This window comes from Pseudolabrys sp. Root1462, from assembly GCF_001426945.1.
Lineage (GTDB): Bacteria > Pseudomonadota > Alphaproteobacteria > Rhizobiales > Xanthobacteraceae > Pseudolabrys.
Genome location: NZ_LMFS01000003.1, coordinates 132,990 through 146,417 on the forward strand (window position 1 = coordinate 132,990; position 13,428 = coordinate 146,417).

A 13,428-nucleotide genomic window follows, 5' to 3' on the forward strand; every position below is an offset into this window, starting at 1 on the left:
CCGCGAAGGGACCGGCAGCGATGACCGCCGGTCCCCTCTTCAGCGCCGAAGCAAGTATGCCGATTACTTCGTCTTCAGTTACTTCTTTTTCTGAGCGCCTATCTGCTCGTCCCAGCGCGCAAACGCCTTCACCAGCTTGTCCGGCGTGAGCGGCAGCTCCTGCGGATTGTCCTTGATCGCCGCTTCGTATTCCGGACGACCAAACTCCTTGATGACGGCCTGGCTCGACGCCGGCGCCATCGAGAGCGGCACGTCCTTCACCGCGGGGCCCGGGTAGAAGTAGCCATCGTCATAGGTCGTCGCCTGGGCTTCCTTACTCAGCATGTAGTTCAGGAGATCAAGGAGCACGGCGAGCTTGTCGTTGGAGACGCCCTTGGGGATGCACAGATAGTGCGCGTCGAGGATCCAGTGGAAGCCTTTGAGGAAGAACACCTTGGCTTCCTTCGGCACGACGCCGAGGGCGCGCGGGTTGATGTCCCAGCCCATCTGCGACGGGATCATGTCGCGTGAGCCTTCACCCAGCTCCTTCAACACCGGGCCGGTGCCGGCCGGATAATATTCGACGTACTGTCCGAGCTCCTTCAGATAGGCCCAGGTCTTGTCCCAGCCGTTGATCGGATCGGACGGATCCTTGTCGCCGAGCACGTAGGGCAAGCCCATCATGAAGATACGGCCGGGGCCCGAGTTCGCCGGGCGGGCATACATGAAGCGATTGGGATTGGCCTTGGCCCAGGCGAGCACCTCTTCGGCGGTCTTCGGCACTTCCTTCACTTTGTCGGGCATGTATTCCATGACCGGGCCGGCGGGGCAGAACACGATGCAGACGCCGTTATTGGCGGCAAGCCCCTGCATCTTCTTCGCGCCATCGAGATAGATGTCGTCGAGCTTCGGCAACTTGGCGGCATACTCGGACGCGATCGGAATCCAGAGCTTCTGGTCGAGACCGGCCGACAGCGCATCGATGCCGGTGAGCACACCGTCGATATCGACGCGTCCGGCATCCTGCTGCGCCTTGATTTTGCCGGGCAGTTCCGGCGCGGGAGCCTTGGTGAAATTCACCTTGGCCACCAGTTTCGGATTCTTGTCGCGATAGGCCTCGATCGCCTTCTGCGTCAGCGCCAGATTGCCGGCGACATCGACGAAGTTGAGCGTCACAGGCGAAGTCGGCATCGGTAGGCTTTGCGCAAAGGCCCGCAGATCCATGGCCATGGTGCCGGCGATGCCGCCGACGACAGCGCGGCGTGAAATCTTGAACGTCATTTGATGTTTCCTCCCTTTTGTTTCGTATCCGGACCATCTCGAACCGGCCCGGCAGCAGCGATGTTTCGGCACATTCGTATCGCGAGGATGACGCGCTGCGCGGCGCGCAGCGACGATCGCCGCGTTACCGGGCGCGGTGATGCAAGTGCGATTGATGAGATGGACTCGAGGACGGGCGCGTCGGAGCTGACCGGCGTCGCCCGAAAGCCGCGCTCACGTCAGATGATATTACGGCGAGAAACACGCGCACTCCCTCCCGACCTTCGCTCCGTAGCGAACAGGCAATCACCCGGTTTTCCGGGATTTTTCAAAAAACTAATACACTAATATTTCAATGTCAAACCAATGGGCCTTAGACGATAGATGATGCCGACTGAATGCGCCCCACGCGCGCGGCGCCAGGAAAGGTCGTCCGCGCTAGCAGAAGTAATCGGGAAAATGAGCGCGCAGGTCGTCGAGATGACCGACCGTGCCCGCGAGGTGCGCGCGCATGGCGCGCTGCGCGCCTTCGACATCGCCGCGGCGGATGGCATCGACGATCGCCTGGTGATCCTTGACCACCTTGTCCGGCTTGCGGTCGTTGGACCATTGCAGGTGGAGCCGGCGAATGCGATCGAGCTGGCCGCAGCGCGCATCGATCAGCAACGTGATGTTCGACAGGCCGGCAGCGGCGTAGAGGTCGCGGTGAAATTGCTTGTCGAGCTGGGAGAAAGTCTCGAACGATTGCTCGCGTGCCCACGAACGCACCATTTGATCGTGCGTTTCCTCGACAGCCGACAGCCCCGGATTGCGCGGATCTGCGGCAAGCCGGGCGACGACCTCGACTTCGATGGCGGTGCGCAGAAACTGCGCTTCGAAGATCTCGGCGACGTCGATCCGCCGCACTTCGGTACGCGACTGCGGATAGGTTGCGACCAGACCCTCTTCGCTGAGCCGCTGCAACGCTTCGCGCAACGGCGTCTGGCTGATCTGATAATTCGCGGACAGTTCGGCCCGTGACAGCGGCGTATTCGGCAGCAGTTCCAGCGCCACGATGCGCCGTCTTATGTCTGCATAGACCTGTTGCGGCAGCGACAGCCGCCGGTCGACAGGCAAGGTAGTCTCGGTTTGCCGCAGATCCATCGCAACGGGCGCCTATTGATGCCGGTTCGTGGGCTAACAGATACATTAGTATTTCAGAGGCTGTAAAGACGGATGGAAGAACGTGTTCTAGCCGAGTTTGCTCACCGGGCTGGCCTCCAGTGCCGTTATCTCCACGAGTTCGATCAATTTGGACGGTCCGTGCGGTTCGCGTCGCCACAGTCCGCTCATCAGAGGCATCCGGCGATACCGTCGTCGACAGTCGCTTTGTCGGTTCGCCGACACACCTTGCGGGGCAACGCTGTCCACAAGGGTCGCATCGACCAGCGTCGCCATGCTGTCGGGTTCAATGGAGCGCCGGCGCAGTCTCCCATGGTCTGCTCGGCGAAGTAGCGAGCTTCGCGTCGATCGCGGCGCACCGGCTCGCCATATGACACGGGCATCATCACCGCGACACCGCGCCATGTAGATTAGGCGTCGTACATCGAGCACGCGCGTCGCTTTCGTCAGCGACGGTCCTATCTCTTGATACACCCTGCGCACAGAAGGTTTGACGATGGCAAGGCAGCCTTGGTGCGCCTTGCATTATCGCGACTTTTTCGGCGTGCGAAATGAGCGACGCGATGCTGCTGGCGGTGAGCTTCAGTGTTAGCATCTCACGTGGTTATCACGTCAGCGTTTACGTTGGCGGAACGGGCACGCGAAATTTCAATTGCTTGACTCGGCGGCGAAATCGCCTCGATATGTCGATAAAGATTTTTGAATAAAAACGGGAATGGAAACATGCGAATTTTCTTCGCGGCCGTCATGGCGTGTCTGGGCTTCAGCAACGTCGCTGATGCACAACAGGCTTATCCGACACGCCCTGTAACGATCGTCGTACCGTTCGGCGTCGGATCGTCGGTCGACATCGTCTCGCGCGCGTTGGCGCAGCATTTCCGCACCGAACTCGGCCAGCCCGTTGTCGTCTTCAATCGGCCCGGTGCCGGCGGCAACATCGGCGCGACATCCGTCGCCCATGCGCAAGCCGATGGCTATACACTGCTGATGGCGACCACCGGACCCGCCGCCAACAACAAGTTTATGTACAAGGAGATGGCGTTCGATCCGGACAAGGATTTCGAACCCGTCGCGCTACTTGGAACAGCGCCGATCATCATTGCGACGCGCGCGGATGCGCCGTTCAAGACCCTGAAAGAGATGGTCGAATACGCCAAGGCCAATCCGGACAAGCTCAACGCCGGCTATCCCGGCAACGGCTCGCTCGGCCACATCACCGGCGAACTCATCAAGGCGCGGCAAGGGCTCAAGTTCGGCACCATCCAGTACAAGGGCTCCAGCGAGATCGTCGTTGATCTCATTGGCGGCCAGATCGACCTCGCGATGGACTCGATTGCGCCTTACGTCGCCCAGGTGAAGGAAGGAAAGCTGAGAGCGCTTGCGCTCGGCAGCCGCAAGCGGTTTGAGGGATTGCCCGACGTGCCGACGACGGCGGAGGCGGGATACCCCGCTCTCGAAGCCAGTGTGTTCTATACGCTGTTGGTGCCGCGTGGCACGCCGGCCGACATCGTGAGCCGCCTCAACAAGACGACTAATGATTATCTGAAGACCGAAACGGCGATCAAGGTGCTCGGCAGCAACGGCATCCAGGCCAGTCAAAGCACTCCGGCCGAGGCGAAGAAGTACATCACCGATGAAGCCGCCAAGTGGGAGCCGATTATCAAGGGCGCCAACATCAAGTTCTGAATCATGAAGATCGGTGGACTTAACGACGCGAGTGCGTGACGTGGAAATGTCGGACGAAGACTATCGCCTGAAGCGCAGGCAGGAATGGGATGAGGCCGGCAAGCGCTACGACAAGCTGGCAACCGGCGCCTTGGCGGATCTGTCGGCGCAAGCTGCCGCAAAGGTCCTCAAGATCGCCAAGTTGCGACGCGGCGAAACGGTTCTCGACGTGGGGACCGGTCCCGGTAGCCCCGCCCTCGAAGCGGTCCCCTCTATTTCGCCAGGCGGCCGGGTGACCGGCATTGACTTCGCACCCTCGATGATTGCCGCCGCACGGAAACGAGCCGCTGAACTCGGCACCGACAATGCCGAATTCATGGAAATGGAAGCCGAACACCTCAGCTTCCCCGACGACACATTCGATGCCGCCATTTCGCGTTATGCATATCCCCACTTCACGAATGCACGTCTTGCCTTGACGGAAACGTTTCGGGTTCTGCGGCGCGGAGGAAGATTGGTTGCGGCCATGCATGGCGCCGCCGATCGCAATCCCTATTTCGGCGGACCGATCGCCGCGCTCACCAAATTTCACAGGGAGCCGTCGCCGATCACGGAGCGGGGACCGTTTGCGCTATCCGAGCCAGGCTCCCTCGAAGCCGCGATGAAAGGCGCTGGTTTCTTCGACGTTACAGTTCATTTTCATGACGCGACCATTGTCGTCGATGATTTCGACAACTACTGGACGGCGCAGAAGGCCGGCGGAGCCGCCATTCGCCGCGCGCTGGATAAAGTCCCTGACGAGCATCGCGCTGAAGCGGAGGCCGCAGCGTTGGCGTCGATGAAGCAATTCGTCGTCGGCAACAAAGGAACTTTCCCGGCCCAGATCCTCGTTGGCGTCGGCTGGAAGCGCTGATTTCGGCCGCCTCGGTCCGGAAGTTATCGAGCCGTCTTGTTGCCGGGGGGCGAATTTCGAAAGGCCCCGCCGTTTCCGGCGAGGCCTCCTTAGATGCACGGGCCAAATGGCCGTTTCGCAGAGATGTCGAGCGTCAGACGGGCATGCGCATGAACACGCCGCCGGCCGGACTTAGTCGACCATCCGAGACTTAATCGCAGACGCGAACGCGACGAACATGAAGCCGGCCGTAGCGATCTTCAAATTCGCGCCGCTCGGTGTGGCAGTCGCGATACCCGGCATGACCACGATAACGGCGGTAGCCATTGTCGTCGCGATAGCCGTCATTCCTATTCATCTGCGAACCGACGATGGCGCCAGCCGCAATGCCGCCGATAACGCCGGCGCCGATTTCGCCATCTCGCGCCTGCGCTGAGTTGGACGCGACGACGACGGTCAATGCGACGGCCGCAACGGTCGCAGCTTTAATGATATTCAACATGTTATGATGCCTTTCAGGGCTTATTCTATGATCTGCACAACGGTGCGCGTTCGCGGGTCGACCAGCACGGCGCGATCGTTGACGTAGGTGTAGCGATAACCGGTCACGTGATACTCGGCCGGTACGTCGTAGTAGACGACACCTGTTTCGGGCAGCACTGCGCCGACGCCCAACTCGCGTTCGTAGCGATAGGATGGGTGCCGCTCGTTCATGACATAGGTACGAAAGCGCGGACGGTCCTCGACGCCGAGAATACCGCCAACGGTGCCAGCCACAGCGCCGAGTGCGCCGCCGACTACCGCGCCGACCGGGCCGGCGTCGTGATTACCCTGCGCCGCGCCGCGTTCGGCGCCGCGTAAGGTGCCTTGTGCTTGTGCGGTGAGCGGGATCGACAGCGAAGCAATAAGAATGATCGAACCAAGAATCTTGGTTTGCATGTCAGCTCCATTTTGTTTGGAAATCCAAACCGTCTGAGGCTGGACGATCACCAAGCCCCCGGGGCCCTCATTAGTTCCCGGCTCGACGACTATCTTCGAGAATGCACCTGGCGTTGATCGGCTCGACGCAGCTCGACTCTCGTCGCTTGCCGAAGTTCTCAACCTGAATATGCGCGAACGATCGGGTCGCAATTGCGCCGGAAAGGAATGAACGAGCACACCTAATACTCGATATATATCAACAACTTAAGTTATGCGACGCGCGGCAATGAACTCCTCGCGAAATCGTCGATGGTTAATCGGGTCTTAACCTCGCCCCTCCTATTGTGCTTCACCCTTTGGCCGCGGGGTGCCCCGCGCGATCCCGACTGCCGGAAGCCGGCAACTGGTGTGATCGCGCCCTAACCCTCCCCGGCAATGTGTTCGTTATGTCGATGACGTTGGCTCAGCGCGAAACCCTCAGTCCTGCCGCAGCGGCCGCCGAGAACAGCCGCTCGCCCTTCGTGCGGCTGACCGATCTGATTGCGGGCATCGCTCCGGGCAAGCCGGCGATCAACCTGTCGGTCGGTGAACCGCAACACGCTATTCCGGATTTCGTCGGGCCGGTGCTCGCCCAGCATGTCGCCGAGTTCGGCCGCTATCCGGCCAACAAGGGCGCCGAACAATTCCGGCAGTCGGTCGCGCAATGGCTCGGCCGCCGTTACGATCTGGCCAAGCCGGTCGATCCGGAACATGAAGTGCTGGTGCTGAGCGGCACGCGTGAGGGCCTGTTTCTCGGCGCCATTGCCGCCAAGCGTTATGTCGGCAACCGCGTCGGTCCGCCGGCGATCCTGATCCCCAATCCGTTCTACGCCGCCTATGCCGCGGGCGCGGCCGCCGCCGAATGCGAACCGGTCTATCTGCCGTGCACGCGCGAGCATGGCTTCCTGCCCGACCTCGATGCGCTCGATGACGCGCTGCTCAAGCGCACCGTCGCCTTCTATTTCGCCTCACCCTCCAATCCGCAAGGCGCGGTGGCGGATCGCACCTATCTGGAGCGCCTGGTGGCGCTGGCGCGGCGCTACGGCTTCATGATCTTCGCCGACGAGTGCTATTGCGAGATTTATTCCAAGGACAAGCCAGCCGGCATGCTGGAAGCCGCGGGTGCGGGCTTCGCCAACACCATCGTCTTCCACTCGCTGTCGAAGCGTTCGAACCTGCCCGGCCTGCGCATGGGCTTCGTCGCCGGCGATCGGAACTTCCTCGCCGCCTTCCTCGAACTGCGCAATGTCGCCGCGCCGCAGGTGCCGGTACCGCTGCAGCATGTCGCCATCGCCGCCTATAACGACGAGACGCATGTGGTCCGGAACCGCGAGCTGTACAACGCCAAGTTCGACCTGGCCGACCAGATCATCGGCGATCGCTATGGCTACAAGCGCCCCGCCGGCGGCTTCTTCCTGTGGCTCGATGTCTCGAAGCACGGCGGCAGCGAGGCCGCGACCAAGAAACTGTGGGCCGAGGCTGGCGTGCGGGTCGTTCCCGGCAAGTATCTGGCGCGAGAGCAGAAGGACGGCTCCAACCCCGGCGCCAACTTCATCCGGATCGCCATGGTGCAGAATGCCGAGGCGACCGCCGAAGCACTTCATCGCATTGTGGATGTCCTGGGGTGACAATGAATTGTTCACCGGCGCTGGCTCAAAAGGGTGACGTGAAGAGGCAATAGAGAGCAGAATGGCAGCCACCGACCGCAACCTCGATGTCGTCGCGTTTGTCGCGGATCATTTCCGCGACATTTTGCGCCGCCGCTTGCGCGAGCTCTGCGGCCTGACGCTGTTGATCTGCGCCCTGCTCGGCGCCATCGCGCTGGCGACCTGGTCGGTGCAGGATCCCTCGCTCAGCCACGCCACTCAGAAACCAATCAACAATCTGCTTGGTCTGCCGGGCGCGATCTTCTCCGATCTGGCGATGCAGCTGCTCGGCCTCGCCAGTGTGATGCTGTTGTTGCCGGAAGCGCTGCTCGGCTGGCGGCTGTTGTCGCACAAGCCGCTGGGCGAGAGCTGGCGCACGCTGATCTGGATCGTCGCCGCATTTCTCGCTGCCGGTTTTGCCTCGACACTTCCGCGCATTGGTACATGGCCGTTGCCGACCGGTCTCGGCGGCGCCTGCGGCGATGCCATGCTGATTCTGCCGGCGCTCATCCTCGGCCGCGCCTTCGGCGGGTTGCCGCTGGTGGGTGTGGCGGGTGTGTTCGCCGCCGCCGCCGTCGTCGCCGTCGCCGTCGCGGCCGGCGTGGGCTGGAAACGCCGCGCCGACCAGGCTGCTGCCGTCGAAAAGACCTATGACGAGGACGCCGAGGAAGACGCCGACGAGGACGAAGAAGCCGATCGCGCCTCGCCGATGCTCGGCATGATCGTGCACGCGCTGCTGAGCTGGAAGGCGCGCATCGGCCGCTGGCTCTACGGCCAGGTGAAGCGCTCGCTGGAGCCGAAGGCGGTGGCGCCGAAAGGACCTCGCCAGGAGCCGCGTTTCGATGGGCTCGGCCGCGTCGTCGCACCGAGCATGGCGCCCAGCCACGCCGAAGACGAAGAGGAATACGAGGAAGAAGACGAGGAGGAGGAAGAGGAAGCGCCGCGCGCCAAGCGCACCACCGCGCCGGCGAAGAAGCGCAACGGCCGCTTCCAGTTGCCTTCGCTCAACCTGCTGTCGGCGCAGAAGCCGGGCGAACGCTCGTCAATGCCGAAGGAGGTCATCGACGCCGCCGCGCAATCTCTGGAGAGCGTGCTCGGCGATTTCGGCGTGCGCGGCGAGATCGTCAATGCGCGCCCCGGCCCGGTCGTCACGTTGTACGAACTCGAGCCGGCCCCCGGCATCAAGTCCTCGCGCGTCATCGGCCTCGCCGACGATATCGCCCGGTCGATGAGCGCGGTATCCGCGCGCGTCGCGGTGGTCGCCGGCCGCAACGCCATCGGCATCGAGCTGCCGAACCCGGTGCGCGAAAAGGTCTATTTCCGCGAACTGCTCTCGACCAAGGATTACAACGAATCCTCGGCCAAGCTGCCGCTCTGCCTCGGCAAGACCATCGGCGGCGAAAGCGTCATCGTCGATCTGGCGCGCATGCCGCATTTGCTCATCGCCGGCACCACCGGCTCGGGCAAATCGGTTGCCATCAACACCATGATCCTGTCGTTGCTGTACCGGCTGACGCCGGATCAGTGCCGGCTGATCATGGTCGATCCCAAGATGCTCGAACTTTCCGTCTACGACGGCATCCCGCATTTGCTGACGCCGGTCGTCACCGATCCGAAGAAGGCGGTGGTCGCGCTCAAATGGGCGGTGCGCGAGATGGAAGGCCGCTACAAGAACATGGCCAAGCTCGGCGTGCGCAACATCGACGGCTATAACCAGCGCGTCGCCGAAGCCAAGGCCAAGGGCGAGATGCTGACGCGTACGGTCCAGACCGGTTACGACAAGGAATCCGGCCAGGCGATCTACGAGAAGGAAGAGCTCACTCTCGAACCGCTGCCTTTCATCGTCGTCATCGTCGACGAAATGGCCGACCTGATGATGGTCGCCGGCAAGGACATCGAAGGCGCGATCCAGCGCCTGGCGCAGATGGCGCGCGCCGCCGGCATTCACGTCGTTCTCGCCACGCAACGTCCGTCGGTGGACGTCATCACCGGCACGATCAAAGCCAACTTCCCGACCCGCATATCCTTCCAGGTCACGTCGAAGATCGACTCGCGCACCATTCTCGGCGAGATGGGCGCCGAGCAACTGCTCGGCCAGGGCGACATGCTGTACATGGCCGGCGGCGGCCGCATCAGCCGCGTCCACGGACCTTTCGTTTCGGACGCCGAAGTCGAAAAGATCGTGAACCATCTCAAGTCGCAGGGCGCGCCGGAATATCTCGAAGAAGTCACCGCCTCGGACGAACTCGAGGAAGGCGAAGACGGTGCCGTATTCGACAATACGAGCATGGGCGCGGATGGCGGCGGCGATCTCTACAGCCAGGCCGTCGCCGTGGTGAAGCGCGACCGCAAGGCCTCGACCTCCTACATCCAGCGCCGTCTGCAGATCGGCTACAACCGCGCCGCCTCGCTGATGGAGCGCATGGAAAACGAAGGCATCATCGGGCAGGCCAACCACGCCGGAAAACGTGAGATTCTCATTCCGGAGGACCCGAACAGCGACCGGTTTTGAGCGTTCACCTGGCGGGCGTCGCTCCGCCAAATGGCCGCCCGTTCGACGCCGGTTGCTCCGGTTTAACCCGAATCAGCCACGATCTCCCGATTCGCCGGGGTCGTGAAATAGCCACAGCGAGCCCCTAAGTTCAGTCACAATCGGGCGGCCGACATGGAAAGCGCGAGGCAGAGACCTTGATGGCGCGTGCACAAACATTGCGAGCGGTAATTCTGACCATCGCGGCCCTGTCGACGGCTGCGCCGGTGCTGGCGCAAAGCGTGCCGCTGCCGAAGTCGCGGCCCTATGCCAAGCCCCCGGCGACCAAAATGGCGGCCGCGGACGACGTCACCTTTGCCAGGCCGCGGAACATTCCGGCCAGCGCCCTTGTCGCCCAGGCGCAGGCGCCGGGTCCGATCAGCAATCCGTTCGCCGGGTTGCTCGGCAAGACCCAAGGCGCGTCGTCGCAACTGACGCCCGAGCAGAAAGCGCTGATCGACAAGATCAATGCCTATCTCTCCAATACCCAGAAACTGACCGGCCGCTTCGTCCAGGTCGGCCCCGACGGTCGCAAGACCGAAGGCGAGTTCTATATGTCGAAGCCGGGTCGCGTGCGCTTCGAATACGACGATCCGAGTCCGATCGAAATGATCGCCGATGGCGAGTCGGTGGTGGTGCGCGACCGCAAGCTGGCGACGCAGGATGTCTATCCTCTGTCGCAAACGCCGCTGCGCTTCCTGCTGTCCAACCGTGTCGATCTCGTGCGTGATGCCAACCTGAAGGCGGTTTATGCCGACGACGTGTTCGTCACCGCGGTGGTCGAGGAGCATAACGGCATCGTCGGCACCAGCCGGCTAATGATCATGTTCGATGCCAAGGACATGCAGCTCAAGCAGTGGACCGTCACCGATCCGCAAGGATATGACACCACCGTCGCGGTCTATAACCTCGACACGACGAAAACGCCGGATCCGGGCCTCTTCCGTATCGATTATACGCGGTACCGCTAATCCGCTCGTTCCGGGACGCGAGCGAAAGGGAGCGTGACGCCCCTGGCGTGACGGCGCCGGGGACAAATGCCGCCCTGCCGTGGCAATAGCCGCGCCGCGCCCCTAAATTAGCGGCGCCATGGCCCTCAAAGTCACCACCTGGAATATCAATTCCGTCCGCCTCCGCATCGACCTCGTCGCCAAGTTTCTGAAGAGCGCACGTCCCGACGTGCTGTGCCTGCAGGAAACCAAGTGCCCGGACGACGCCTTTCCGCTCAAGCGCTTTCACAGGCTCGGTTACGAATATACCGCCTTGAGCGGGCAGAAGGGCTATCACGGCGTCGCCATCGTCTCGCGCCTGCCGTTCGAAAGCTGGAGCGTCGAGAATTTCTGCGGCAAGACCGACTGCCGTCACATCTCGATTGTGCTCGGCGAACGCGCCGGGCTGAAGGATCCGCTGACGCTGCATAATTTCTATGTGCCGGCCGGCGGCGACGAGCCGGATCCCGAGATCAACGTCAAATTCAAACACAAGCTCGACTTCCTCGACGAGATGACCGTGCTGCCGTCACTGCGCCCGGCCAAGGGCCAGCGCGCCATTCTCGTCGGCGACCTCAACGTCGCCCCGCTCGAGCACGACGTGTGGAGCCACAAGCAAATGCTCAAGGTGGTGTCGCACACGCCGATTGAATGCGAGAAGCTTACCGCGGCCCGGAAAGCCGGCGAATGGATCGATTCCATGCGCGTGCTCACGCCCGAGCCGGAGAAGCTGTTCACGTGGTGGAGCTACCGCGCGATGGAGAATTGGCTCACGTCCAATCGCGGCCGTCGCCTCGATCATATCTGGACCTCCGACGCGCTCGCCGGACAGGTGTCCAAGATCAAGATCGCCAAGGATTTCCGCGGCTACGAAAAACCGTCCGACCACGTGCCGGTCACGGCGACAGTGGAGATGTAGCGGCGGTCAGCTTCCGCCCTTTTCCATCTTCTTTTTCACGGTGCTCAGTTCGCGCTGGAACGAGTTGAGCCTCTTGGCGATCAGATCGCGCAGCGCCACCGCCGCAGCCGGATAGCCTTCCAGCATCTTGCGGAACAGGCTGCGCGGCAGCCGCAAGACTGTCACCGGCTCCTGGGCGATCGCGGTTGCCTGCCACACCATATCGGTGAGCAGCGCCATTTCGCCGATCAGCGTGCCGACGCCGACCCTGACATCCTTGCCTTCAGCGAAACTGCCCGGCTCGAGCAGCACCGTGCCTTCGGCGACCAGATAGCCGCCATCGGCCAGTTCGCCGGCATAGAACAGCACGGAGCCTGTCTGCACTATTCGCGTCTCGGCGCCGATGGCGAGGATGCGCAACGCTTCCTTGTCGAGCGCCGAAAACAACGGCACCCGCCGGAAGAAAGCTATGTCATCGTCGAGGGACATACGCTCAGCAAATCCATTCGCTGTCATTCCGGGGCGCGCTGAAAGCGCGAACCCGGAATCCAGACAAACAGACCGAGTCTATGTCCGGATTCCGGGTCCGCTCGCTGCGCTCGCGTCCCGGAATGACGTCGAGAAATGCGCTCACGGCACCAGCTTGTAGCCGCCGGCCTCGGTCACCAGGATCGCCGGCACCGCCGCATCCTTCTCGACCTTCTGCCGCAGCCGGTAAATGTGCGTCTCCAGCGTATGCGTCGTGACACCGGAGTTGTAACCCCAGACTTCCTGCAGCAGCGTCTCGCGCGACACCGGCTTCTGTCCGGCGCGATAGAGATAACGCAGGATCGCCGTCTCCTTTTCCGTCAGCCGCACCTTGCTGCCTTTCGGGCTGAGCAGAAGTTTGGAGCTCGGCCGGAACGAGTAGGGCCCGATGTTGAACACCGCATCTTCGCTCGCTTCATGCTGACGCAGTTGCGCGCGGATGCGCGCCAGCAGCACGGCGAAGCGGAACGGCTTGACGACATAATCGTTGGCGCCGGATTCGAGACCAAGGATGGTATCGCTGTCGGTGTCGTGCCCGGTCAGCATGATGATCGGCGACTTGAAGCCGCTCTTGCGCAGCAGCTTCACCGCCTCGCGCCCGTCGATATCCGGCAGGCCGACATCCATCAGCACCAGGTCGACCTGATCGTTCTTGGCGACCTGAACGCCCTTGGTGCCGTTGTCGGCGGAAATCGCTTCGAACTCGTCGTGCAGCGCCAGTTGCTCGACCAGCGCCTCGCGCAGTTCGGTATCGTCATCGACGATGAGGATCGTCCGCTTACTCGCCATTGCTCGCACATCCCTCGACGCGCCCTTTGGCCACGCCCCCCGTCGCCGGGTCAGCGCGCCGCTTCGGCCTTTGAACGTTCTGACATCTTATCGGCACGGGGTCTTTTGGAAAATTCGGAGCCGCCGGCTTT

Annotated in this window: 12 protein-coding genes; 6 read left to right on the forward strand and 6 right to left on the reverse strand. The window is 62.3% G+C overall.

Features of this window, described 5'->3' with window-relative positions:
* Positions 1-78 precede the first annotated feature (78 nt).
* Together ASD45_RS17310 and ASD45_RS17315 are read right to left on the reverse strand one after the other, a co-directional pair.
* Complete coding sequence (locus ASD45_RS17310) at positions 79-1,260, reverse strand: extracellular solute-binding protein (RefSeq protein WP_056912944.1); 1,182 nt, start codon at positions 1,258-1,260, stop codon at positions 79-81.
* A 417-nt stretch (positions 1,261-1,677) separates the two neighbouring features.
* Positions 1,678-2,382: a GntR family transcriptional regulator gene (locus ASD45_RS17315; protein ID WP_056912945.1), complete on the reverse strand. Its 705-nt coding sequence runs from the start codon at positions 2,380-2,382 to the stop codon at positions 1,678-1,680.
* Between the two features lie 741 nt (positions 2,383-3,123).
* Here ASD45_RS17315 and ASD45_RS17320 point away from each other — a divergent pair.
* Both ASD45_RS17320 and ASD45_RS17325 read left to right on the forward strand, forming a co-directional pair.
* On the forward strand, positions 3,124-4,086 hold the full coding sequence (locus tag ASD45_RS17320; protein WP_056912946.1) for a tripartite tricarboxylate transporter substrate binding protein: 963 nt from the start codon (positions 3,124-3,126) through the stop codon (positions 4,084-4,086).
* 46 nt (positions 4,087-4,132) lie between these two features.
* Positions 4,133-4,978 (forward strand): methyltransferase domain-containing protein, encoded by an 846-nt coding sequence (locus tag ASD45_RS17325; protein ID WP_056912947.1) that lies wholly within the window; start codon positions 4,133-4,135, stop codon positions 4,976-4,978.
* A 190-nt stretch (positions 4,979-5,168) separates the two neighbouring features.
* Here ASD45_RS17325 and ASD45_RS17330 read toward each other — a convergent pair whose 3' ends face one another.
* Entirely contained in the window at positions 5,169-5,459 is a 291-nt protein-coding gene (locus tag ASD45_RS17330; protein WP_056912948.1) for a hypothetical protein, read from the reverse strand.
* A gap of 20 nt (positions 5,460-5,479) precedes the next feature.
* The gene (locus tag ASD45_RS17335; RefSeq protein WP_056912949.1) at positions 5,480-5,896 is read right to left on the reverse strand and encodes a DUF1236 domain-containing protein; all 417 of its coding nucleotides are present in this window, start codon (positions 5,894-5,896) and stop codon (positions 5,480-5,482) included.
* Between the two features lie 428 nt (positions 5,897-6,324).
* On the opposite strand from ASD45_RS17335, the gene ASD45_RS17340 reads away from it, so the two are divergent.
* From ASD45_RS17340 to xth, 4 genes are all read left to right on the forward strand, one after another.
* Positions 6,325-7,545: an aminotransferase class I/II-fold pyridoxal phosphate-dependent enzyme gene (locus ASD45_RS17340; protein WP_156380963.1), complete on the forward strand. Its 1,221-nt coding sequence runs from the start codon at positions 6,325-6,327 to the stop codon at positions 7,543-7,545.
* 61 nt (positions 7,546-7,606) lie between these two features.
* On the forward strand, positions 7,607-10,075 hold the full coding sequence (locus ASD45_RS17345; RefSeq protein WP_056912950.1) for a DNA translocase FtsK: 2,469 nt from the start codon (positions 7,607-7,609) through the stop codon (positions 10,073-10,075).
* Between the two features lie 179 nt (positions 10,076-10,254).
* Positions 10,255-11,064, forward strand: a complete 810-nt coding sequence (locus ASD45_RS17350) for an outer membrane lipoprotein carrier protein LolA (RefSeq protein WP_056912951.1) — start codon at positions 10,255-10,257, stop codon at positions 11,062-11,064.
* 118 nt (positions 11,065-11,182) lie between these two features.
* Entirely contained in the window at positions 11,183-12,001 is an 819-nt protein-coding gene (xth, locus tag ASD45_RS17355; RefSeq protein WP_056912952.1) for an exodeoxyribonuclease III, read from the forward strand.
* A gap of 6 nt (positions 12,002-12,007) precedes the next feature.
* Here xth and ASD45_RS17360 read toward each other — a convergent pair whose 3' ends face one another.
* Both ASD45_RS17360 and ASD45_RS17365 read right to left on the reverse strand, forming a co-directional pair.
* Positions 12,008-12,469: a Crp/Fnr family transcriptional regulator gene (locus ASD45_RS17360; RefSeq protein ID WP_056912953.1), complete on the reverse strand. Its 462-nt coding sequence runs from the start codon at positions 12,467-12,469 to the stop codon at positions 12,008-12,010.
* A gap of 141 nt (positions 12,470-12,610) precedes the next feature.
* Positions 12,611-13,297, reverse strand: coding sequence for a response regulator transcription factor (locus tag ASD45_RS17365; RefSeq protein WP_056912954.1), 687 nt, complete (start codon positions 13,295-13,297; stop codon positions 12,611-12,613).
* Positions 13,298-13,428: the final 131 nt, after the last annotated feature.

Coding starts and splice junctions, on each gene's coding strand:
- ASD45_RS17310 (WP_056912944.1), bottom strand. CDS start 1,260: ATGACGTTCAAGATTTCACGCCGCGCTGTCGTCGGCGGCATCGCCGGC.
- ASD45_RS17315 (WP_056912945.1), bottom strand. CDS start 2,382: ATGGATCTGCGGCAAACCGAGACTACCTTGCCTGTCGACCGGCGGCTG.
- ASD45_RS17320 (WP_056912946.1), top strand. CDS start 3,124: ATGCGAATTTTCTTCGCGGCCGTCATGGCGTGTCTGGGCTTCAGCAAC.
- ASD45_RS17325 (WP_056912947.1), top strand. CDS start 4,133: ATGTCGGACGAAGACTATCGCCTGAAGCGCAGGCAGGAATGGGATGAG.
- ASD45_RS17330 (WP_056912948.1), bottom strand. CDS start 5,459: ATGTTGAATATCATTAAAGCTGCGACCGTTGCGGCCGTCGCATTGACC.
- ASD45_RS17335 (WP_056912949.1), bottom strand. CDS start 5,896: ATGCAAACCAAGATTCTTGGTTCGATCATTCTTATTGCTTCGCTGTCG.
- ASD45_RS17340 (WP_156380963.1), top strand. CDS start 6,325: ATGTCGATGACGTTGGCTCAGCGCGAAACCCTCAGTCCTGCCGCAGCG.
- ASD45_RS17345 (WP_056912950.1), top strand. CDS start 7,607: ATGGCAGCCACCGACCGCAACCTCGATGTCGTCGCGTTTGTCGCGGAT.
- ASD45_RS17350 (WP_056912951.1), top strand. CDS start 10,255: ATGGCGCGTGCACAAACATTGCGAGCGGTAATTCTGACCATCGCGGCC.
- xth (WP_056912952.1), top strand. CDS start 11,183: ATGGCCCTCAAAGTCACCACCTGGAATATCAATTCCGTCCGCCTCCGC.
- ASD45_RS17360 (WP_056912953.1), bottom strand. CDS start 12,469: ATGTCCCTCGACGATGACATAGCTTTCTTCCGGCGGGTGCCGTTGTTT.
- ASD45_RS17365 (WP_056912954.1), bottom strand. CDS start 13,297: ATGGCGAGTAAGCGGACGATCCTCATCGTCGATGACGATACCGAACTG.